This is a genomic window from Streptomyces sp. SAI-135, assembly GCF_029893805.1.
Lineage (GTDB): Bacteria > Actinomycetota > Actinomycetes > Streptomycetales > Streptomycetaceae > Streptomyces.
Map to the genome: position 1 here is coordinate 5,279,153 of NZ_JARXYP010000002.1, position 20,856 is coordinate 5,300,008.

Annotated in this window: 21 protein-coding genes; 7 read left to right on the plus strand and 14 right to left on the minus strand. The window is 71.1% G+C overall.

From position 1 onward, the window contains the following. Positions 1-36: 36 nt before the first annotated feature. The 3 genes from M2163_RS28475 to M2163_RS28485 all read right to left on the minus strand — a co-directional run bounded on the left by M2163_RS28475 (position 37) and on the right by M2163_RS28485 (position 3,291). Positions 37-1,302, minus strand: a complete 1,266-nt coding sequence (locus tag M2163_RS28475; protein WP_280895407.1) for a DUF2637 domain-containing protein — start codon at positions 1,300-1,302, stop codon at positions 37-39. A gap of 104 nt (positions 1,303-1,406) precedes the next feature. Then, positions 1,407-2,225 (minus strand): DUF3558 family protein, encoded by an 819-nt coding sequence (locus M2163_RS28480; protein ID WP_280895408.1) that lies wholly within the window; start codon positions 2,223-2,225, stop codon positions 1,407-1,409. 253 nt (positions 2,226-2,478) lie between these two features. Beyond that, positions 2,479-3,291: a DUF3558 domain-containing protein gene (locus M2163_RS28485; protein ID WP_280850023.1), complete on the minus strand. Its 813-nt coding sequence runs from the start codon at positions 3,289-3,291 to the stop codon at positions 2,479-2,481. Between the two features lie 205 nt (positions 3,292-3,496). Here M2163_RS28485 and M2163_RS28490 point away from each other — a divergent pair, with 205 nt between their 5' ends. Continuing rightward, on the plus strand, positions 3,497-4,690 hold the full coding sequence (locus tag M2163_RS28490) for an RtcB family protein (RefSeq protein ID WP_280895409.1): 1,194 nt from the start codon (positions 3,497-3,499) through the stop codon (positions 4,688-4,690). 44 nt (positions 4,691-4,734) lie between these two features. On the opposite strand, the gene M2163_RS28495 is transcribed toward M2163_RS28490, so the two are convergent. The 4 genes from M2163_RS28495 to M2163_RS28510 form a co-directional block, all read right to left on the minus strand. Further along, the gene (locus M2163_RS28495; protein ID WP_280895410.1) at positions 4,735-5,535 is read right to left on the minus strand and encodes an LAGLIDADG family homing endonuclease; all 801 of its coding nucleotides are present in this window, start codon (positions 5,533-5,535) and stop codon (positions 4,735-4,737) included. Positions 5,536-5,725: 190 nt separating this feature from the next. Continuing rightward, on the minus strand, positions 5,726-5,851 hold the full coding sequence (locus M2163_RS28500; RefSeq protein ID WP_280850021.1) for a hypothetical protein: 126 nt from the start codon (positions 5,849-5,851) through the stop codon (positions 5,726-5,728). Next, entirely contained in the window at positions 5,848-6,624 is a 777-nt protein-coding gene (locus M2163_RS28505; RefSeq protein ID WP_280850020.1) for an SDR family NAD(P)-dependent oxidoreductase, read from the minus strand. The genes M2163_RS28500 and M2163_RS28505 overlap by 4 nt, the downstream gene beginning before the upstream one ends. Before the next feature lie 153 nt (positions 6,625-6,777). Next, positions 6,778-7,110 carry a YnfA family protein gene (locus M2163_RS28510; RefSeq protein ID WP_280895411.1) on the minus strand — a complete coding sequence of 111 codons (333 nt, stop codon included), beginning with the start codon at positions 7,108-7,110 and terminating at the stop codon, positions 6,778-6,780. A gap of 121 nt (positions 7,111-7,231) precedes the next feature. On the opposite strand from M2163_RS28510, the gene M2163_RS28515 reads away from it, so the two are divergent. After that, positions 7,232-7,690: a hypothetical protein gene (locus tag M2163_RS28515; RefSeq protein WP_280850018.1), complete on the plus strand. Its 459-nt coding sequence runs from the start codon at positions 7,232-7,234 to the stop codon at positions 7,688-7,690. A gap of 25 nt (positions 7,691-7,715) precedes the next feature. On the opposite strand, the gene M2163_RS28520 is transcribed toward M2163_RS28515, so the two are convergent. After that, positions 7,716-8,531 carry a helix-turn-helix domain-containing protein gene (locus M2163_RS28520; protein WP_280895412.1) on the minus strand — a complete coding sequence of 272 codons (816 nt, stop codon included), beginning with the start codon at positions 8,529-8,531 and terminating at the stop codon, positions 7,716-7,718. Positions 8,532-8,607: 76 nt separating this feature from the next. Between M2163_RS28520 and M2163_RS28525 the strand changes: the two genes are divergently transcribed. From M2163_RS28525 to M2163_RS28545, 5 genes are all read left to right on the plus strand, one after another. Further along, positions 8,608-9,198, plus strand: coding sequence for a TIGR03086 family metal-binding protein (locus M2163_RS28525; protein ID WP_280850016.1), 591 nt, complete (start codon positions 8,608-8,610; stop codon positions 9,196-9,198). A 373-nt stretch (positions 9,199-9,571) separates the two neighbouring features. Further along, positions 9,572-10,663, plus strand: coding sequence for an LLM class flavin-dependent oxidoreductase (locus tag M2163_RS28530; protein ID WP_280850015.1), 1,092 nt, complete (start codon positions 9,572-9,574; stop codon positions 10,661-10,663). Further along, positions 10,660-11,265 carry an FMN reductase gene (locus M2163_RS28535; RefSeq protein WP_280850014.1) on the plus strand — a complete coding sequence of 202 codons (606 nt, stop codon included), beginning with the start codon at positions 10,660-10,662 and terminating at the stop codon, positions 11,263-11,265. The genes M2163_RS28530 and M2163_RS28535 overlap by 4 nt, the downstream gene beginning before the upstream one ends. Before the next feature lie 74 nt (positions 11,266-11,339). After that, complete coding sequence (locus M2163_RS28540; protein ID WP_280895413.1) at positions 11,340-12,068, plus strand: response regulator transcription factor; 729 nt, start codon at positions 11,340-11,342, stop codon at positions 12,066-12,068. Then, positions 12,069-13,484 (plus strand): HAMP domain-containing sensor histidine kinase, encoded by a 1,416-nt coding sequence (locus M2163_RS28545; protein WP_280850013.1) that lies wholly within the window; start codon positions 12,069-12,071, stop codon positions 13,482-13,484. It begins immediately after the preceding gene. 360 nt (positions 13,485-13,844) lie between these two features. Here M2163_RS28545 and M2163_RS28550 read toward each other — a convergent pair whose 3' ends face one another. From M2163_RS28550 to M2163_RS28575, 6 genes are all read right to left on the minus strand, one after another. Further along, positions 13,845-14,705 (minus strand): PaaX family transcriptional regulator C-terminal domain-containing protein, encoded by an 861-nt coding sequence (locus M2163_RS28550; protein ID WP_280850012.1) that lies wholly within the window; start codon positions 14,703-14,705, stop codon positions 13,845-13,847. 52 nt (positions 14,706-14,757) lie between these two features. Then, positions 14,758-16,128 carry a prolyl oligopeptidase family serine peptidase gene (locus tag M2163_RS28555; protein WP_280895414.1) on the minus strand — a complete coding sequence of 457 codons (1,371 nt, stop codon included), beginning with the start codon at positions 16,126-16,128 and terminating at the stop codon, positions 14,758-14,760. Further along, positions 16,125-17,468 carry an MFS transporter gene (locus M2163_RS28560; protein WP_280895415.1) on the minus strand — a complete coding sequence of 448 codons (1,344 nt, stop codon included), beginning with the start codon at positions 17,466-17,468 and terminating at the stop codon, positions 16,125-16,127. The genes M2163_RS28555 and M2163_RS28560 overlap by 4 nt, the downstream gene beginning before the upstream one ends. 325 nt (positions 17,469-17,793) lie before the next feature. Continuing rightward, entirely contained in the window at positions 17,794-18,825 is a 1,032-nt protein-coding gene (locus M2163_RS28565) for a LacI family DNA-binding transcriptional regulator (RefSeq protein WP_280895416.1), read from the minus strand. Positions 18,826-18,901: 76 nt separating this feature from the next. Continuing rightward, entirely contained in the window at positions 18,902-19,738 is an 837-nt protein-coding gene (locus M2163_RS28570) for an ATP-binding cassette domain-containing protein (RefSeq protein WP_280895417.1), read from the minus strand. Further along, entirely contained in the window at positions 19,735-20,748 is a 1,014-nt protein-coding gene (locus M2163_RS28575) for an ABC transporter permease (RefSeq protein WP_280895418.1), read from the minus strand. Before M2163_RS28575 ends, M2163_RS28570 begins: the two co-directional genes overlap by 4 nt. Between the last annotated feature and the right edge of the window lie 108 nt (positions 20,749-20,856).

Below are 20,856 nucleotides of genomic sequence, written 5' to 3' on the forward strand. Positions count from 1 at the left end.
AAGAAGAGGGGCCCTCCGGTGCGGAGGGCCCCTTCCTCATGCGATGTGGTCTTCCTGGAGTTCCGCGGTGTGGCGGTTGGTGAACCGCTTGACCATCCGCTCGGCCTCCCGCTGCGGGAGCGTGACGCCGTACGTCGCCTCCACGTCCCCCCTGAGCTGACCCGGGGAGGGATAGCTGCCGTCTATCGACTTCTTGAAGACCTGGTAGAAGTCGTCCTCCGTCGGCTCCGGCGAACCGCCGCCCTCACCGAGCTCCCGGGTACGGCCGTTGGTCACCGGGATCGGAAAGCTGCCCGTCTCCTCCATCGAGGGCTCCCTGGGCGGCTCCTCGTACTGGATCTGCTGCAACTCGTACTGCTCGGCCTCGAGTTGCTCCTCGTACCAGCGCTCGTACTGCTCGGCGGGGTCGTAGTTGGGGTTGTAGCCGCCCTGGTACTCGATCTGCTGAGGGGCCTCGAACCAGGGGCTCAGATCGGGCTCGGGTTCCGGCGCCGCCTGCTGCGGCTGGGGGGTGCCGTCCAGTTGCAGGCGCTGCTCACCGGGAGGTGCCGTTCGCTGGGCCACGGGGGCCACGGGGGCCACGGGGGCCGCGTCGACCGGGGGCGCCGGCGGGAGCAGGACCGGCTCGATGCCGGCCGCCGCCAGACCCGCCGGGGCCGTCTCCGCCAGCGGAACCCCGTACCTCGCCAGCCGCAGCGGCATCAGGGACTCCACCGGTGCCTTGCGGCGCCAGGCCCGGCCGAAGCGGGAGTGCAGACGGGCACGGTAGACGAGACGTTCCTGCTCCAGCTTGATGACCTGCTCGTAGGAGCGCAGCTCCCACAGCTTCATCCGGCGCCACAGCAGGAACGTCGGGATCGGGGAGAGCAGCCAGCGGGTGAGGCGGACCCCCTCCATGTGCTTGTCCGCCGTGATGTCCGCGATACGGCCGATCGCGTGCCGGGCGGCCTCCACCGCCACCACGAACAGCACCGGGATCACGGCGTGCATCCCGACACCCAGCGGGTCCGGCCAGGCCGCCGCGCCGTTGAAGGCGATCGTGGCGGCCGTCAGCAGCCACGCCGTCTGCCGCAGCAGCGGGAACGGGATGCGGATCCACGTCAGGAGCAGGTCGAGGGCCAGCAGGACACAGATACCCGCGTCGATGCCGATCGGGAAGACATAGCTGAAGTTCCCGAAGCCCTTCTGGATGGCGAGTTCGCGGACGGCCGCGTACGACCCCGCGAAGCCGATGCCGGCGATGATCACGGCGCCGAACACGACCACGCCGATGAGCACGCGGTGCATTCGAGTCAGCTGCATGGGCGCGGCCACCCGTACTCCCCTCCCTGTGCGTGTTGTTGCGCGCAACAGAGTGGCACATGTGTGCTGCGCACGGGTGGCCGGTACGGCCCGTCAGTTCTGCTTCAGCCCGACTTCGCGGCCGACTTGGACGGAGATGCCGACTTCGAGGCCGACTTCGACGCGGACGGGGACGGGGACGGGGACGCCGACTTCGACGGGGCCTTCGAACCCGACGCGGACTGCGAGGGGGCCGGGCTCGCCGCGCCCTCGCCGTTCGCCGCCGACACCGCGGCCACCGCCTCCTTGGCCGCCCGCTCCGCGAGCTTCGCCAGGGAGTCCGAGCTCGGCGCCTTGTCACCGGCCAGACCCGCGCCGTTGTAGTCGACGGTGACCACGACGTTCTCCACGCGCGTGACGACCGTCTGCTGCTTGAAGGCGCCTTCCTTCTTCTTCAGGTCGTAGCGCACCAGCGTCGCCGCGTCACCCGTCCCGGACACCGCCTGCGACTTGGCGTTCTTCGCACCGGCCACCGACTGGGCGTCCTGGATCTGCTGCGTGTAGTACTTCTGCGCCTGCGCCTCGCCCGTACCGCGCGAGGTGTCCGACTCGAAGCGCAGCAGCGAGACGTTCAGCCAGCGGAACTGGGAACCCTTCACACCGTTGTTGTCGAGGCTGCTCCAGGAGCAGCTGCCGCGCGTGCCCGCCTCCGAGGTGCCCTTCTTGCCGGCCTTCGAGGCCTCCGGGACAAGCGACTTCAACGTCTTCGAGGACAGCACCCCGCACGACTCGGGAAGCGACTTGTACGCCGCCGCCTGCACCGTGGGCGCCGCGCTCGCGGAGGCGGACGCACCGCTGTCCGCGCCCTTGCCGCTGTCCGAGCCGTTGCTCGCGCTGTCGCCACCGGAGCCGGAGTCGGAGGAGCAGCCGGCGGCGATCAGCATCACCGGGACTGCGGCCGCGCAGACAAGGACGCGGTGAAGACGCTTCGCTTTCCCCCACTGCCCGAAAGGCGTGGGAGGGGCCCCCAGAACACCCTGGTCACGCTCTGCTCGTCGCTGCATGGTTCCTTCACTCATGACGCTTGTGGTTCCTGCCGTCGGATCGGGTCCGAGGGGCCACGGTACGCGGTGAGCGGAGAGTGCGGGCCGGCATCGAAGGCTTTGTGCGCACGGGTGAGAGGTGTGTGGAGAGCGCTCAGCCGGACAGTGAACCGGCCAGCTGCGAGGCCAGTTTCCGGGCGTTGTCCTGCATTTCCTTGCTGTCCGGGGTGACGCCGATCGTCGTCGGCTGCTCCTCGTACTCGATGGTCACGATCACGTTGGACGTGCGGAACGCCACAGTCACCTTGCGCTGCTGGGCCGTCGAACCCGAGCCGCCCAACGCGTCGTCCAGGAACGCTTCGTCGCCCAGATCGTCCAGGACGCGGGGCTGGAGATCGGACGGCGTGGCCGAGGCCGAACCGCTCGGACTCGCGGAACCGCTGGGGGTGGCCGTCGGGGAGGCGGTGGGGCTCGCGGTGCCGCTCCCCTCCACGTCCGAGGTCGCCGACGTCGCCGCCACCGGCAGATCCGCCTTTTCCTGCGCCTGCGCGAACAGCTGCTGCGCCTGGCTGTCGTCGCTGACCGCGTTGTCGTACGACACCACACGCTCGAAGTCGACCGACAGGTACTCGGTGGCGTCCGTGGCCTCCACCTTCCAACGGCAGCCGACCTTGCGGTCCGTGTCGTAGGTGAGCGTGGCGTCGCCCTCGTAGGCCTTCGTGCGCTGGTTCTCGTCGGTGATCTGCTGGATGCCGGGCAGCAGCGCGTCCAGGGTGCTCTGGCCGACCACACCGCACGGTTCGGGGAGCGTGCGGTACTTGCCGGGCTGGGCGACGGCGGAGGCGGTGCCGGCGTCGCCGGGGTTGGCGTCGTCCGTCGTGCCGTCGCCGCCGGAGCTGCCGGTGCAGCCGGCCAGCAGCGCCGCGAGGAGGGCGGCGACGCCCGGAACGTAGGCCTTCCGCTGCACGGTGGGGCTCCTCTCGGAAAGTCTGCGACTCGTGGGGATCACAGTGTCCCCGCAGGTTATTCGCTTGCCGCACGGGGGCGTCCCCTGCAGACAATGTGTATCGCACGCCGAGCCGTGAACGCCGGTCCGTCATCCCATACGTCGACCTTGGCGCCGGTTTTGCGTTGTGAGACTTCTGTTGTGTTTCCGGGGGAATGAGGACGATATGTCGTACGTGGAGATGCCGGGCGCGAAGGTCCCGATCCGGATGTGGACGGACCCGGCGACCGTCGAGGACGTGGCCCTGCAGCAGCTGCGCAACGTCGCGACCCTGCCGTGGATCAAGGGCCTGGCCGTCATGCCGGACGTCCACTACGGCAAGGGGGCGACGGTCGGGTCGGTCATCGCGATGCAGGGTGCGGTGTGCCCTGCGGCGGTCGGTGTGGACATCGGCTGCGGCATGTCGGCGGTGAGGACGTCCCTGACGGCGAACGACCTGCCGGGTGACCTGTCCCGGCTGCGGTCGAAGATCGAGCAGGCGATTCCGGTGGGGCGGGGGGTGCATGACAGTCCCGTAGAGCCGGGGCGGTTCCATGGTCTGGCGACTGCGGGGTGGGACGAGTTCTGGGGGCGGTTCGACGGGGTTGCGGAAGCGGTCAAGTTCCGGGGAGAGCGGGCGGCCAGGCAGATGGGGACGCTTGGCGGGGGGAATCATCACCTGGAGCTGTCGCTTGATTCGGAGGGTTCGGTATGGCTCACCCTGCACTCCGGTTCCCGGAACATCGGTAAGGAGCTTGCCGAGCATCACATCGGCGTGGCTCAGAAGCTCCCGCACAACCAGGGCCTGGTCGATCGTGATCTCGCAGTCTTCGTCTCGGATACTCCGCAGATGGCGGCGTACCGAAATGATCTGTACTGGGCTCAGGAGTACGCGAAGCACAACCGCTCGATCATGATGGCGCTCCTGAAGGACGTGGTCCGCAAGGAGTTCAAGAAGGCGAAGCCGACCTTCGAGACGGAGATCTCCTGCCACCACAACTATGTGGCAGAGGAGCGCTATGAGGGCATGGACCTGCTGGTCACTCGGAAGGGAGCGATCCGCGCAGGCTCCGGCGAGTACGGGATCATCCCCGGGTCGATGGGCACCAGCTCGTACATCGTCAAGGGTCTCGGAAACGAGAAGGCCTTCAACTCGGCCTCTCACGGGGCGGGTCGGCGTATGAGCCGGAACGCTGCCAAGAGGCGCTTCTCGGTGCGGGATCTGGAGGAGCAGACCCGGGGCGTGGAGTGCCGCAAGGACTCCGGCGTCGTGGACGAGATCCCGGGTGCCTACAAGAACATCGACCAGGTGATGGAGCAGCAGCGCGATCTTGTCCAGGTCGTGGCCAAGCTGAAGCAGTTCATCTGTGTCAAGGGCTGACGTGCGAGGCCCACGACAAGTGGACGTGGGCCTCGCACGTTCAGCTATCGGTCGGCCGGCAGCGGAATCTGGCCGGTCCGTAGTCGCCAGAGGCGGATGTAACAGCTCTTCTCAGTGCGGCCGAGTTCTCTGGCCGCGGCAGCGTCGTTGTTCAGCCGGAGCAGCACACGGTCTTCCGAAGCGGTCCACCGGCGGCGTGCGGGAGCAACCCTCATGCCGCAGGGTCGGATCCAGGCGGCCAGGGAGTCGGCCGCGGCTTGCTTGCGCGGCAGGGACAGGCATCCCTCGTAATAGAGGTGAGCTGCGAAGCGCTGAGCCTTCTCGTTTGTGTACAGGATGTTATAGATGCCGTCTCGTGCGTTGCGTTTGAGCGAGCGCTCTGATCCGGTGAATTTCCCTGCGTAGAAGCACAGGTAGGCGGCAACAGCCGTGCTGGCCGTGGTGAGGGATACAAAGGGGAAACCCTTGCCCGTGTAACCCACGGAGCCGTCGGCGTCGACGATCCCGCGAAGGTAGTCACGCGCACGGAACTCGAAGCCGGGTGGAGTGATCGTCCGTGACTTGCGTCCATAGGGCAGGCCGAGCTGATTGAGCTTGGTTCTGGCTTCGAGGGAGCACAGGGTCCAGGTGGCCGAGGTGTGGACCTCGGCGAAGTTCGTGGACCGGGTGCGCTCGGTGATGCTGCTGTAGTACGGCGTCAGTTCCTGGAACTTGCGCAGGAGATCGACGTCTCGGGCACTGAGCTCGACGGTCAACTTGCCTTTCTGACCGGCTCCTTGCTGTAGGTGTCCGTCCGCCTGCAAGAAGCCGAACATGTACGCGTACTCGGGGACCGTCAGGTCCATGAACTGGGGAGCGTTAGGCTCGCATTCAGCCACAGGGAAGCCTCTACTTCCTTGTCGGTCAGGCCCTCGGCAGGGATGCCCGTCCCTGCCGAGGGCCGTCTTGTTGGTGTTGTGGCGTGAGCCTAGATCGCCAGTTCAGGGGGCGTTCGGATGATCGAAGAGGTTCATCCCTGTGGGTGATCTGCCGCGCTCACTTGGGAGCGTGGGTCACCGCGTAGATCATGACGAACGCCACGATGTGGATGCCGAAGAGGAAGTAGGCGAGCCACCACCACATGTGGCGTTCGTCGTGGGGGTCTTTCCGGTCGGGGGTCACAGCTCGCGGTGGACCTTCGTGTTGGAGGCCTGGGCGCGGGGGCGCAGGACCAGGAGGTCGACGTTGACGTGGCTGGGGCGGGTGACGGCCCAGGTGATGGTCTCGGCGACGTCGTCGGCGGTGAGGGGTTCCGCCACGCCCTCGTAGACCTTGGACGCCTTCGACTCGTCGCCGCCGAAGCGGGTCAGGGCGAACTCGTCCGTCTTGACCATGCCGGGCGCGATCTCGATCACGCGGACCGGGCGGCCGACGATCTCCAGGCGCAGGGTCTCGGCGAGGACGTGGGCGCCGTGCTTGGCGGCGACATAGCCGCCGCCGCCCTCGTAGGTGCCGTGTCCGGCGGTCGAGGAGACGACGACGATCGTGCCGTCGCCGCTCGCGTCGAGCTTGGGCAGCAGGGCCTGGGTGAGGTTCAGGGTGCCGATGACGTTGGTCTCGTACATCGTGCGCCAGTCGGCGGGGTCGCCGGTGGCGACGGGGTCGGCGCCGAGGGCTCCGCCGGCGTTGTTGACGAGGACACCGATCGTCTTGAAGGCCGTCGCGAACTCGTCGACGGCCGCACGGTCGGTCACGTCCAACTGGTAGGCCGTCGCCTGGTGGCCGGCCGCGTTGATCTCCTCCGCGAGCGCCTCGATGCGGTCCTTGCGGCGGGCGGTGAGGACGACGCGGTAGCCGGCCGCGGCGAGCTGCCGTGCGGTCGCCGCGCCGATTCCGCTGCTGGCCCCGGTGACGACGGCGATCCGGGACGCGGGGGACGGGGCGGCGGATGCCATGGGCTGCTCCTCGGGCGGCGCGGGTACGGGCTCCCGCCAGAATAGGGCGGCCGTGGTCCGAGGCTCCGGGCGGTCCGGATCGCGGGCCGGTACGAGGGTGGTCCCGCTGTCCTGGGCCCACGGCTCGCCGGCGCGCTCACCGCGGACGGCCGGTCAGTCGCGCGGGGCGTACATGATCACCGCCATGCCCGTGAGGCAGATCAGTGCGCCCGTGATGTCCCAGCGGTCGGGGCGGTAGCCGTCGGCCGCCATGCCCCACAGGATCGAGCCGGCCACGAAGATGCCGCCGTACGCGGCGAGGATGCGGCCGAAGTGGGCGTCGGGCTGGAAGGTGGCGACGAAGCCGTAGGCGCCGAGGGCGAGGACGCCGCCCGCGGTCCACATCCAGCCGCGGTGTTCGCGTACGCCCTGCCAGACCAGCCAGGCGCCGCCGATCTCGAAGAGGGCGGCCACGGCGAACAGGGCGGCGGAGCGGGCTACGAGCATGGGGCCAGCCTGGCATGCCGGGCCTGTGTCACCTGATGGAGGGCGCCTGCCGTTCGCCGTACGTGGGATACATCCCTGCGACCGCGGCGGGTTCGGGCGGCTGGAGCGAGGAGTGGGTGGCATGCGGGTGCTTGCGGTGTGGGGTGCGGTGGTGGTGGCCCTGGTGGCCGGGGGTACGGCGGTCGCCGTCGGCGGGCCCGAGGCGGATCTGGCGTATCACGGGGCCGCGTCCCTGTCCGGCGGGCGGGTGGACCTGCGGTTCACGCCCCGCAACCACGGGCCGGCCGCCGTGCCGGACGCGACCGTACGGCTGCGGTGGTCCGAGCCGCTCGTGAACGAGCAGACCCTGCCGGCGGGGTGTGCGCGGTCGGAGGAGCGGGTGGTGCTGTGCCGGGTGGGGGCGCTGGCGGCGGACGGGCTGGGGGAGCGGGTCGAGCTGCGGGCGCGGTTGCGGGGGGCGCCGTCGGAGGTGCTGCTGGAGATCGACACGGTGTGGAACGGGGGGACGGTGGACCGGAACCGGGAGAACGACCGGCAGCGGGTGCTGGTGCTGGACAGCGGGGACGAGTACTACTTCTGATCCGGCGGGGGCGTTCCGGTGCGTTTCAAACGGCGGCCGCCTGTGCGTACGCCGTCGGCGGGGTCCCGACCGTGGCCGTGAAGTCCCGGACCAGGTGGGCCTGGTCGGCGTAGCCGAGGTCGGCGGCGAGGGCGGCCCAGTCGGCCTCGCCGCGGGTGCCGGCCAGTTCCAGGGCCTCGTGGATGCGGTAGCGGAGGATGACCCACTTCGGACTGACACCGACGTACGCCGAGAAGAGCCGTTGCAGTGCGCGTACCGAGAGGCCCGCCGCGTGGGCGAAGTCGTCGACGCGGCGCACGGTGCGGTCGTCGTGGACGCGGTCGACGAGGGCGGTGGCGAGGTCGGCCTGCGGGTCGGGGCCGGCCGGGGCGAGGGGGAGGAGGAAGGCGTCGAGTGCGGCGACGCGGGCCTCGTCGTCGGCGGGGGTCACGACGGAGCGGGCGGCGGCGGGGGTGGCCCGCGGGAACACGTCCCGGGCCGGCAGCACCCGGCCCGTCCAGTGGGACACCGGGTGCCCGGGGGCGTACGGCCGGAAGCCGCCGGGGCGGAACTTCACCCCGCAGACCCGGCCCCGGCCGCTGAGCCTCCTGGTGTAGAGGCCGCCGGGGATTCCGGTCAGCTCCGCGTAGGGGGACCCCTCGTCCTGCTGGAAGGTGAGGTGGACGGACGGGTGCGGGACGACGTGGGAGACGTAGGGCTCGGGCAGGTCCCAGTCGATGAACCAGTACTGCTCGACGTACCGGCGCAGCGGCTCGGCGGGCTCGTGGCGGCGGAACCTCACCCGGGTCAGCAGCCCGGCCGGGTCCACGATCCCGCGGGTGTCGCGGCGGGGGGCGGCCATGAGGGGATCGTACGTCCGGGGCGGGGCGTCGCGTTTCTTCAAGAAGGGCGGGCGGGGGTCTTCGTACGGTCGGGGCATGGACACGAACGCGGCGAAGAAGACGTACGGCATCGGTGAGCTGCTGGGGAGGGCTCGGGAGCGGGCCGTCCCGGTGGTTGGGGGGATTCCGGACGCGGCGCTCGGGGCTGCCACGCCCTGTGCGCAGTACGACGTGAAGGAGCTGGTCAATCATCTGTTCCAGGTGATCGTGCAGTTCCAGCGGCTGGCGGCGAAGGAGCCGTCGGACTTCGGCGAGGTCGCTGCCGACCGGGTGGCCGAGGGGCCGGACTGGCGGGAGCGGTTCGCGGCGGAGGCGGACCGGCTGGTGGCGGCCTGGTCCGCGCCCGGTGCGGAGGAGGGGACGACCGGGGCGATGGAGATGCCGGCGCGGCTGGTCGGCGCGATGGCGCTGCTCGACCTGACCGTGCATGCGTGGGATCTGGCGCGGGCGACGGGTCAGGAGTACGGGGTGCCCGATGATGCGGTCACGGAGGAGCTGACGGGTGCGGTGGCCCGACTTGCTCCTACGGCCAGGGAGATGGGGGTGTTCGGGGAGCCGGTGGCGGTGGCGGAGGGGGCGTCGGACTTCGAGCGGCTGCTGGCGGGGACGGGGAGGGAGCCTCGCTGACCCCGGGCGGGGGTCGGGTTTCGGTCGGGTTTCGGCTGCGGGCCGGTGGGGGCCGGTCGCGCAGTTCCCCGCGCCCCTGGGGGGGTGGGGGTCGTGTTCTGGCTGCGGGGTGGTGGGGGCTTGTCGCGCAGTTCCCCGCGCCCCTGGGGTGGTGGGGGTTGTGTTCTGGGTGCGGGGCGGTGGGGGCTTGTCGCGCAGTTCCCCGCGCCCCTGGGGGGGTGGGGGCGGGGGTGCGTTTTTGGGGTGCGGGGTGGTGGGGGCTGGTCGCGCGGTTCCTCGCGGCCCTGGGGGCGGGAATAGGTGGGGGTGGGGGGTCGTTGGGCCAGGTACGCGGTTATAGTTGAACCGTCAACAACCTGGAGGGTGAGCGACCATGCAGTTCGGGATCTTCAGCGTCGGCGATGTCACGCCGGACCCGACGACCGGCCGTACGCCGACGGAGCGTGAGCGGATCAAGGCCATGGTCGCGATCGCACTGAAGGCCGAGGAGGTCGGGCTCGACGTCTTCGCGACCGGTGAGCACCACAACCCGCCGTTCGTGCCGTCGTCGCCGACCACCATGCTCGGGTACATCGCGGCGCAGACCGAGAAGCTCATCCTCTCGACCTCGACCACGCTGATCACCACGAACGACCCGGTGAAGATCGCCGAGGACTTCGCGATGCTCCAGCACCTGGCCGACGGCCGGGTGGACCTGATGATGGGCCGCGGCAACACCGGGCCGGTCTACCCCTGGTTCGGCAAGGACATCCGCGAGGGCATCAACCTCGCCATCGAGAACTACGCCCTGCTGCGCCGGCTGTGGCGCGAGGACGTCGTGAACTGGGAGGGGAAGTTCCGGACGCCGCTCCAGGGCTTCACCTCCACGCCCCGGCCGCTGGACGGGGTCGCGCCGTTCGTGTGGCACGGGTCCATCCGGTCTCCCGAGATCGCCGAGCAGGCCGCCTACTACGGCGACGGGTTCTTCCACAACAACATCTTCTGGCCGGCCGACCACACCAAGCGGATGGTCGAGCTGTACCGGAGCCGGTACGCCCACTACGGGCACGGCACGCCCGAGCAGGCGATCGTGGGGCTGGGTGGACAGGTGTTCATGCGGAAGAACTCCCAGGACGCGGTCCGTGAGTTCCGGCCGTACTTCGACGTGGCGCCGGTGTACGGGCACGGGCCCTCCCTGGAGGACTTCACCGACCAGACCCCGCTGACCGTCGGCTCCCCGGAGCAGGTCATCGAGAAGACCCTGAAGTTCCGCGAGTACGCCGGGGACTACCAGCGCCAGCTCTTCCTGGTGGACCACGCAGGGCTGCCCCTGAAGACCGTCCTGGAGCAGATCGACCTGCTGGGCGAGGAGGTCGTGCCGGTGCTGCGCAAGGAGTTCGCGGCGGGCCGCCCGGCGGACGTCCCGGAGGCTCCCACCCACGCGTCCCTGCTGGCCGCCGCACAGAACAAGGAGGTCGTCGCATGAAGCTCGTCGTCGTGTCCGCGGGGCTGAGCGTCCCCTCGTCCACCCGTCTGCTCGGCGACCGGCTGGCCGCGGCCGTCGGACGCACGGCCGAGGTGGAGACGCAGGTCGTGGAGTTGCGGGAACTCGCCGTGGAGATCGCGCAGAACTTCACCAACGGCTTCCCGGGACGGGCCCTGGCCGCCGCGCAGGACGCGGTGGCGGGGGCCGACGGACTGATCGTCGTCACGCCCGTCTTCTCCGCCTCGTACAGCGGACTGTTCAAGTCGTTCTTCGACGTCCTCGACCCGGAGGCCCTGGCCGGCAAGCCGGTGCTGATCGCGGCGACCGGCGGCTCGGCTCGCCACTCGCTGGTCCTCGAGCACGCCCTGCGGCCGCTCTTCGCGTACCTGAAGGCCGTCGTCGTGCCCACCGGCGTGTACGCCGCCTCGGAGGACTGGGGGGCCGAGGGACTGGACGGGCGGATCGAGCGGGCGGCCGGGGAACTGGCCGCGCTGATGACGGGACTGTCCGTCGCACGCGCGCCGCGCGGCACCGCGGCCGACGCGTTCTCTGCGGTGGTGCCCTTCGAGGAGCAGCTCGCCGCGTTGCGTCCCACGGGGTGAGAGGGCAGTAAGAAGGGCCCGCGGTGAGCAGCTCATCACGTCGTACGACTCGGCGGGCACGGCACACTGAGGGTGTGCCCCAAAATGTGCTGCTCGCCGAAGACGACCGTGCCATCCGCCACGCCCTGGAGCGCGCCCTGATCCTGGAGGGCTACCAGGTCACCGCGGTCGCCGACGGGGTCGAGGCGCTGGCACAGGCCCACAGGACGCCGCCGGACGTGCTCGTCCTCGACGTGATGATGCCCGGGATCGACGGACTCCAGGTCTGCCGGGTGCTGCGCGCCGAGGGCGACCGCACACCGATCCTCATGCTGACGGCGCTCGTGGAGACCCAGGACCGGATCGCCGGCCTGGACGCGGGCGCCGACGACTACGTGGTCAAGCCGTTCGACGTCGAGGAGGTCTTCGCCCGGCTGCGGGCCCTGCTGCGGCGGACCAGCCCCGACGGGATGGCCCCGGCGTCCGGCGCGGTGACGAAGGCTCCGGCGCCCGAGCTGCCCCAGGGGCGGATCGAGGCGGCCGGGCTGCGCATGGACATCCAGGCGCGGCGGGCCTGGCGGGGGACGCGCGAGCTGGAGCTGACCCGCACCGAGTTCGAGCTGCTGGAGCTGCTCGTGCGCAACGCGGGCATCGTGCTGGACCACTCGACCATCTACGACCGCATCTGGGGCTACGACTTCGGGCCCGGCTCCAAGAACCTCGCCGTCTACGTCGGCTACCTGCGCCGCAAGCTCGACGAGCCCGGCGCGCCGCAGCTGATCCACACGGTGCGTGGCGTGGGTTACGTGCTCCGGGAGGACTGAGTGGGGCGGCTGGCTCGGCTGCTGGCCCGGCCGCGGCCCCGGCTGCTGTCCCTGCGGACCACGTTCGCGGTGTCCTTCGCCGCGGTGACGGCCGCGGTGACCGTGCTCGTCGGCGTGCTGTCCTACAGCGCCGCCGCGCGTCTGGTGCGGGTGGACCAGGAGTCCGTGTTCGACCAGGTGGTGCGGGACCTGCGGGACGAGGTGAGCCATCAGCGGATGGAGCCGGAGGACTTCTCGTCCTCGGCGCCGGGGCACGACCTGGTGCGGCCCGCCCGTACGGACGTGCAGGTGCTGGGGCCCACCGGGGCGGTCGCCGATCCCGGGCGGCCCGGGCTGCCGGTGATCTCCGGGGACCGGCGGATCGCGGCCGCGGGGACGGCCGGGCGGATGGTCCTGCACAAGGAGGTCTCGGTCGGCAGTGACGTGTACCGGATCGCCACCGTCTCGCTGGGCGGCGGGCGGGGTGCCGTGCAGGTCGCCCAGGAGTTCAGTGACACCGAGGACCTGCTGCGGGCGCTTCAGCAGCGGACGTTCCTGCTCATGGCGGCGGTCGTGGTGGGCGCCGGTCTCTTCGGGTGGTGGCTGGCCCGGCGGATCACCCGGCGGCTGGTGATCCTCACGTCCGCCGCGGAGGACGTGGCGCGGACCCGGCGGCTCGGGATCGAGGTGCCGGTCACCGGGCACGACGAGGTGGGGCGGCTGGGGCGGGCCTTCGACCGGATGCTGGGGCGGCTCGCGCAGTCGGAGGAGGACCAGCGGCGGCTGGTGCAGGACGCGGGGCACGAGCTGCGGACGCCGCTCACGTCGTTGCGCACGAACATCTCGCTGCTGCGGCGGATCGACGAGCTGCCGCCCGCCACGCGCGACGAGCTGGTCGCCGATCTGACGCAGGAGGCACGGGAGTTGACCGACCTGGTCAACGAGCTGGTCGACCTCGCGGCGGGCCAGGCGGACAACGAGCCGCCGCAGCGGGTGGATCTCGCCGATGTCGCCGAGGAGGTGGCGGGGCTGGCCCGGCGGCGGACCGGGCGGGAGATCGTGGTGCGCGCGAGCGGGGCGACGGTGACGGACGGGCGGCCGGGGATGTTGCAGCGGGCCGTGTCGAACCTGGTCGAGAACGCGGCGAAGTTCGACCGGGACGGCGGCGGCCCGATCGAGATCTCGGTGTCGGGGTTCACGGTGGCCGGGCCGGTGCGGGTGGAGGTGCTGGACCGGGGCCCCGGGATCGCGGACGCCGACCTCGTGCGGGTGTTCGACCGGTTCTACCGGGCGGCGGACGCGCGCTCGCTGCCGGGGTCGGGGCTGGGCCTGTCGATCGTGCGGGAGGTGGCCCTGTCGCACGGGGGGGCGCCGTTCGCGTACTCCCGCGAGGGGGGCGGCACGGTGATCGGCTTCACGGTGGGGGGCGGGGGGTAGGGGGCGACGTCTGCGGGTGCGGGCGGGGGGGGCGGGCGCTTCGCGCAGTTCCCCGCGCCCCTGAATACCTGCGGCGGCCGGCACGGGCTGGTGCGGGTGCGTGGGGGCGGGCGTTTTGCGCAGTTCCCCGCGCCCCTGGATGCCTGCGGCGGCCCGTGCGGGATCGGTGGGGGCTGGTGTGGGCGGTTCTCGTGGTACCGGGCAGGGCAACTCCCCAGGGGCGCGGGGAACTGCGCGACCGGCCACGACGCGTCCGCACTCGCCGGATCACCTACAGCGCACCCCCGTAGGCGCCCGGTTGCAGCCCAGCGCAGCTGGCCGTGGGGAACTGCGCGATCAGCCACGACGCACCCGCAGTCGCTAGATCACCTGTTCCGGCAACCCTCGCAGAGGGGTCGTCTCCAGTGCTGTGCGGGCTGCCGCCAGGGCCGGGTGGGTCTGTTGTGCGACACGGTGGAAGGTTTCCTGGGCGGTGCGGGCCGGCCAGCCCGGGGGCAGGTGGCGGGCCGGGAGTCTCGGGTCGGTGCGGATGGTGCGGAGCCAGTCGCTGACCAGGCGCAGGCGGGTGCCGATCGGGTCGTCGTCGGCGCCGCTGCCCAGGTGGGCGCTCCAGCGCTTGTCGAAGGTGACGTAGCGGGCGGCGATGGACTCCAGGTCCCAGGTGTCGCGGATCATCTGCTCGATGTCGGTGACCTCGGCGGCCTGCGCGTAGAAGATCTTGACGTGGGCGGTGAGGCCGAGGTCGGTGACCACCGCGGAGACGTCCACGTGGCCCGGCGCGATCCACAGGCCGCTGTACAGGGCGCCGAATCCGGACCAGGTCAGCCGTGAGCGCAGGTCGTGCCGCTGGCGTTTCCAGGAGTCGGGCAGGGAGAAGCCGAGCAGGGTCCAGGAGCCGTCCCAGTCGTCGTTGACGGCACCCTGGTCCCAGATGCGGGTGCGGCCGTCGATCAGGACGCGGGTGGCCTGCGGGGTCAGGCCGAAGAACATCTTGCGGCCCTCGCGCTGCCGCTGGAGCAGGCCCCGGTTGACCATGCGCGTGAGGGTGGAGCGCACGGCCTGTTCGCCCACTCCCACGCGGCCCAGGACGTCGATGATGCTGCCCGAGTAGACGCCCAGGTCTCCCTCCTCAAGGACGTGGTTGCCGAAGAAGGTGAGCATGAGCGACTGCGGGCGCGGCTGCGGCCCCTCCGCGGGGTCCAGGATGTCGTCGTCCTCCACGGGGGCAAGGGTACGGCCGCCCGCCGACCGCGCGGCAGGCGGTCGTACGAGGTCACCGGCGGTCGGCGGGGTGGGCAAGGTCGTAGGGGCGCAGGTAGGGGGTGGGGTGGTACCGGACGTAACGGCTGGGGGTGGTGGGGTCGGCCGCGGTGGCACGGGAGTTGAGGGACGCCGGGTCGGTGCCCTGCCACCTGCCGGTGGTCAGGCGGTCCTCCAGGGCGTGGAGGGCGGCGAGTTGTTCGGCGGGGCTGAAGGTGCAGTGGCCGGCGTTGTCGACGTAGGCCTGGCGCAGCAGGGGGCCGGAACCGGCCGCGGTGACCGCGCGGCGCAGGGCGCTCTCCGTCTGGACGGGGACCAGGGGGTCGCCGATGGTGTGCACGGAGAGCTGCGGCTTGTTCAGTTCGCCGGTGAAGCTGCTGGTGGCGCTCATCCAGGCGACGGCGGCCGGGTCCGCGGAGACACGCGGGGCCCGGTCGAGGGCGGCGAGGTCGGCGGTCAGGGACAGGCCCGCCTTCTGGTACAGCTCGGTGACCTCCTTGCGGACGGAGGATCGGCCGAGCAGCCGGGCGTAGTCGACGCCGGTGTTCCAGGACATGTTGCCGCCGGCGCGCGTCTCGGCCTCCTGGCGCCGGTTGAAGGCGGCGATCTTCAGCAAACCCTTGACGGCTTCGTACTGGTTGGCCTGCTGGGCGTCCCAGTCGGTGGCGGCGGGGCGGGTCTGGGTGGGCGCGTTCCAGACCGGGATGTTGTGCAGGGCGGCGGCCAGGGCGATACGGGCCCGGCCCGCGGCCGTCGACTGGGCGGAGTCGACCGTGGCGGTGAGGGTGTTCGCCGCGTCGGTGGCGGCCTCGGGGCCGGCGAGGTTCACCAGCGGGACGTCGGAGCCCAGCAGCGTCCTGAGGGCGAACGCCGGGTCGAGGGTGTTGTTCCAGTTGGCGACGCCGCCCTGGACCAGGCCGCACAGGGAGAGCGAGCCGTCGATCTGCTCCGGGTGGCGCTCGGCGATGGCGGTGGTGACCAGTCCGCCGTACGACCGTCCCCAGGCGAGGGTGCGGGAGGCCCGGCCGAAGCGGGTGGTGAAGGCCTTCAGGGTGGCCAGCTGGTCGGGGACCGCGTCGGTGACCGCCCAGCCGGTGGTGGCGTAGGAGGAGCCGATGAGGGCGTAACCGCCTTGGAGGAGCAGGGACTTGGTGGCCTCGTCCGGGGCGTCCTGGGCCGGGTTGGCGGGGCCGGAGGTGTAGCCGTGGCTGAAGAGGAGGACGGTGCCGTTCCAGGCGGTGGGGACGTCCATCAGGTACGTGGCGCCGGAGGGGAGCCGGCCGTCCACGTGGGTGGGGCCCGCGTCGGTGGCGCCGGCCGCGGGCGCGCTGGTGAGGGTGAGCAGGAGGGCCGCCGTGGCGGCGATGGAGGTGCCGTGCCTCATGCGGTGATCTCCTCGGTGCGCGGGGTGCCGGGGAGTTCGGAGGCGGGGGCGTCGCCGAGGGACGTACGGCTGGTCTCGCGGACGAACCACACCGTCAGCGCGGTGATCAGGGAGCCGCCGCACAGCAGGAGGGCGACGGGGGTGCCGTTGCCGCTGCTCGCGACCAGGCTGCCGGCGATCATCGGGGAGAAGCCGGCGCCCACCAGGGTCGCGCCCTGGTAGCCGAGGGAGGCGCCGGTGTAGCGGACCCGGGTGCCGAACATCTCGCTGAACAGGGCGCCCAGCGGGCCGTACATCAGCGACTGGGAGATGCCGTGGCCGATCACGACGGCCAGGATCAGCGCCCCCGACGACCTGGAGTCGACCAGCGCCAGGACGGGGAAGGCGGTGGCGGCGGACAGGATCGCGCCGGTGAGGACGACCGGGCGGCGGCCGATCCGGTCGGAGAGGGCGGACGCGCAGGGCAGGACCACCAGGGCGACCGCGGCGGAGACGGTGAGCGCGGTGAGCACCTGCGGGCGGGGGTAGCCGATGCCGGTGGCGTACGCGATGAGGTAACTGGTCAGCAGGGACTGGGCGGTGAAGGCGCCGATGCCCACGCAGCAGGCCAGGAGGACGGGGCGGGGGCGCTTGAGCACGTCGAGGATCGGCAGCCGGGACTGCGCACGGTCCTTCCTCACCTCGGCGAACAGGGGGCTCTCGACCACCTTGAGGCGGACGAACAGGCCGACGCCGAGCAGCAGGACGCTCAGCAGGAACGGCACCCGCCAGCCCCACGCGGCGAACTGGTCCTTGGGGAGGGTGGAGACCATCGCGACGACGGCGGCCGAGATCAGGGAGCCGAGCGGGGCTCCCATCTGGGTGAAGCTGGACCACAGCCCGCGGCGCTTCTCGCCGGCGTGCTCGACGACCATCAGGGTCGCGCCGCCCCACTCGCCGCCGATGGCGATGCCCTGGAGCACCCGCAGGGTGATCAGCAGGACCGGCGCCCAGACGCCGATGGTGTCGTAGGTGGGCAGCAGGCCGATGAGGAAGCTGGCGCCGCCCATCAGGCCCATGGTGAGCAGCAGCATGTTCTTGCGGCCGAGGCGGTCGCCGAAGTGCCCGAAGACGATGCCGCCGATCGGGCGGGCCACGTATCCGGCGGCGAAGGTGCCGAACGCGGCGATCGTGCCGACGGCGGGGTCTGCCCCGGGGAAGAACAGTTCGCCGAAGACGAGCGCGGCGACGGTGCCGTAGACGAGGAAGTCGTAGAACTCCACGGCGGTGCCGAGCAGGCCGGACAGAGCGACCCGGCGGAGTTGGCGGGTGCGGTCGGATGCGGTGGGGGACGGGGACATCGCGGTCTCCCTTGAGCGGAGGAAGGACACCGCGAAATTAGGCTGTCTGGTGACTGGCGTCAATAAAGTGCACAACATTGGTTCGGGGCGGCTGACTTCCGGGCGCGGGCCCGGGGTGATGGCTGCTGCCGCGTCAGGTCGGCTCAGGGGTGGGCTGCGTCGACCGCTGCGGGTCCGGGCCTGGGCGACGTTCGTCCCCCCGGCCTCGGCCGGCTTCCGGCTTACCCCGTGCCCGGTCGGCCGTCAGGTCGGAACCGGCCGGGGTGACTGCTGCTTCCCGGCGCGGGCCAGGTGGTGGTCGCGGCCGTGTCCGTCGGCCGTCAGGTCAGGCCCGCTGCAGTGCCGGGGCCGGCCGCTCGCCCGAGCCGCGGACGATCAGGCGGGTCGGCACGGTGATGGTCCGGGCCCGGGTGCGGTCGCCGTCGAGGCGGGACAGGGCCGTGGTCGCCGCTGTCCTGCCGATCTCCTCGGGGTCCTGGGCGACGACGGTCAGGGCCGGTTCGAGCGCCTCGGCGAGCGGGACGTCGTCGAAGGAGACGACGGCGACGTCCTTGCGCCTGCTGCGGGCGAGTTCGGCGACTATGCCCAGGGCGACGATGTTGTTGCCCGCGAACAGTGCGGTGGGGGGATCGGTCAGGGCGAGGAGTCGGGCGGTCGCGGCCGAAGCCCCTTGCTGGTCATGGGCGTTGGTGACCAGGGAACGGTCGTGGGGCAGGCCGGCCCGGTCGAGGGCCTCGCGGTACCCGGCCAGTCGCTCACGCCGGGTGTAGAGCTTGACCGGCAGGTCGCCGATGAAGCCGATGCGCCGGTGGCCGTGGGCGATCAGGTGGGCGACGCCGTCGTGGGCGCCGGTGCGGTTGGAGCTGACCACGCTGTCGGCGGCCAGGCCCACTCCGGGGCGGTCGAGGAAGACGACGGGCAGCCCCGTGGCACGGTGGGTCTTGAGGTGGGAGTGGTCGGCGCCGACGGACGGCACGACCAGCAGGATGCTGACGCGGCGCGCCAGGAACTTGTCCGTCAGGGCCCGTTCACGGTCCGGTTCGTCCGCCGACGAGCCCATGAGCAGGGTCAGCCCGCGGTCGCGGACCGTGTCCTCGATGCTGCGGGCCACCGCTCCGAAGAACGGGTTGCCCAGGTCGGGGATGACCAGACCGACGGTGGTGTCGGGGCCGCCGACGCGGATGTTGCGCGCCATGAGGTTCGGCTGGAAGCCCAGCTTGGCCACGGCGGCGAGCACCTGTTCCCTGGTCTCGGCCGACGCGGGTCCGTCCTCGTTGAGTACGCGGGAGACCGTCTTGGCGCTGACGCCCACTTCGCGGGCGACGTCGGCCAGGGTCGGGCGGCGGTTCGCTGCCATGGAGGAAACCGTCTCCTGTGCTCGTCGGTTCCGGCCGCGGCCTCGGCCGGACGCCGTCGAGTGTCGAGTGCTGTGGTCAGGTGGCCTGGACGCCCGCGGCCTTCGCGGCCTCGGAATCCGCTACGACAGTACCTCCGGCCTCGTCCACGGTGAGGGCGCCCGTCATGATGGCGACGACCTCCGCCATGGAGTAGTCGGAGGGCTTGATGAGGGCGGCTCGCCGGCCCAGCCGGTGGACGTGGATCCGGTCGGCGATCTCGAAGACGTGCGGCATGTTGTGGCTGATCAGGACGACCGGCATGCCCTTGTCCCGGACCCGTCGGATGAGGTCGAGGACCTGTCCTGACTCCTTGACACCCAGCGCGGCGGTGGGTTCGTCCATGACGACGACACTGCGGGCCCAGGCGACGGAACGGGCGACCGCCACGGCCTGCCGCTGTCCGCCGGACAGGGTCTCGACCGCCTGGGTCAGCGACCGCAGGCCGATCTTCAGGTCGGCCATGTGCTCGGCGGCCTCCTGCCGCATCCGCTTCTTGTCGAGCATCCGGAACACGCTCCCGAGGACACCGGGGCGCCGCAGTTCCCGTCCGAGGAACACGTTCGAGGCGATGTCCATCGAGGCGGCCACGGCGAGGTCCTGATAGACCGTCTCGATGCCGTGGGCGCGGGCACTTTGCGGGCCGGAGAAGGTGATGGGCTCGCCGTTGAGGCGGATCTCGCCCGCGTCGGGCGTCACCGCGCCGGTGAGGGCCTTGATGAGGCTGGTCTTGCCGGCGCCGTTGTCGCCGATGACGGCGAGCACTTCGCCGGGCAGCAGGTCGAAGTCGGCGCCGTCGATGGCGGTGACCTGGCCGTAGCGCTTGACGAGACCGCGGGCCTGGAGGACGGGGGTGGGGGAGGCGAGGGCGCTCATCGGGCCTTCTTCCGGGAGATCTGGTCGACGGTCACCGCGAGGATCACCAGCACACCGGTGATCAGGGTCTGGTAGATGGAGGCGACGCCCATCAGCTGGAGCCCGTTGCGGAAGACGCCGACGATGAGGACGCCGATGAAGGTGCCGAGCACCGAGCCGCGGCCGCCGAAGAGGCTGGTCCCGCCGAGGACCACGGCGGTGATGCTGTCGAGGTTGTCGGTCTGGCCCGCCTGCGGGTCGCCGACTCCGGTGCGGGAGATGAGCAGCAGGGCGGCGACGCCGTAGAGGAGACCGGCGACGGTGTACACGCCGATGGTCAGCCGGGAGGTGCGGATGCCGTTGAGCCGCGCGGCCTCCTGGCTGTTGCCCAGGGCGTAGACGTGCCGGCCCCAGCCGGTGCTGCTCAGCGCGTAGGCGAGCAGCAGGAACAGGCCGATGGTGACGAGGGAGCCGTAGGTGATGTCGGTGTGGCCCATCGGGAAGGTCTGCCCGAGCGCTGTGAGCGGGCCGGGCAGGTTGGTGACCGTCTGCTCCTCGGAGTAGATGTGGGTCAGCGCGAACGCCACGTTGAGTATGCCGAGCGTGACGATGAACGGCGGCAGCGGGATCTTCTGCACCAACAGCCCGTTCAGCAGGCCGAATCCGCCGCAGACGGCCAGTCCCAGCGCGATGGCGAGGAGCGGCGGCAGCGAGCCCTCGGCGGCCATCTTGGCGATGACGATGCTGCCGAACGCCATCACCGCTCCGCACGACAGGTCGATGCCCGCGGTGAGGATGATCAGCGTCTGGCCGATGGCGAGGGTGCCGACGACCATGACCTGCTGCACGATCAGCGAGAAGTTCCCGCCGGTGAGGAACTGGTCGGTCGAGACGGCGAAGAAGACACAGGCGAGCAGAAGGGCGACCAGCGGGCCCGTGGTCGGTGCCGTGAGCAGCCTGCGGGCCGTGGTCGGCGCTTTGAGTTCGGCGTACGGCGAGGAGGTGCTCGGAGGCGTGGACGTGGCGGTCATGCGAAGTCCTTGTCGGAAGACAGAAGTCCTGGTGGGAGGACAAGGGGGCGGCCGTCCCCGGGTCGGGGAGGAGTGGGGCCGGCCGCCCCGCTCAAGGGCGGGGCGAGG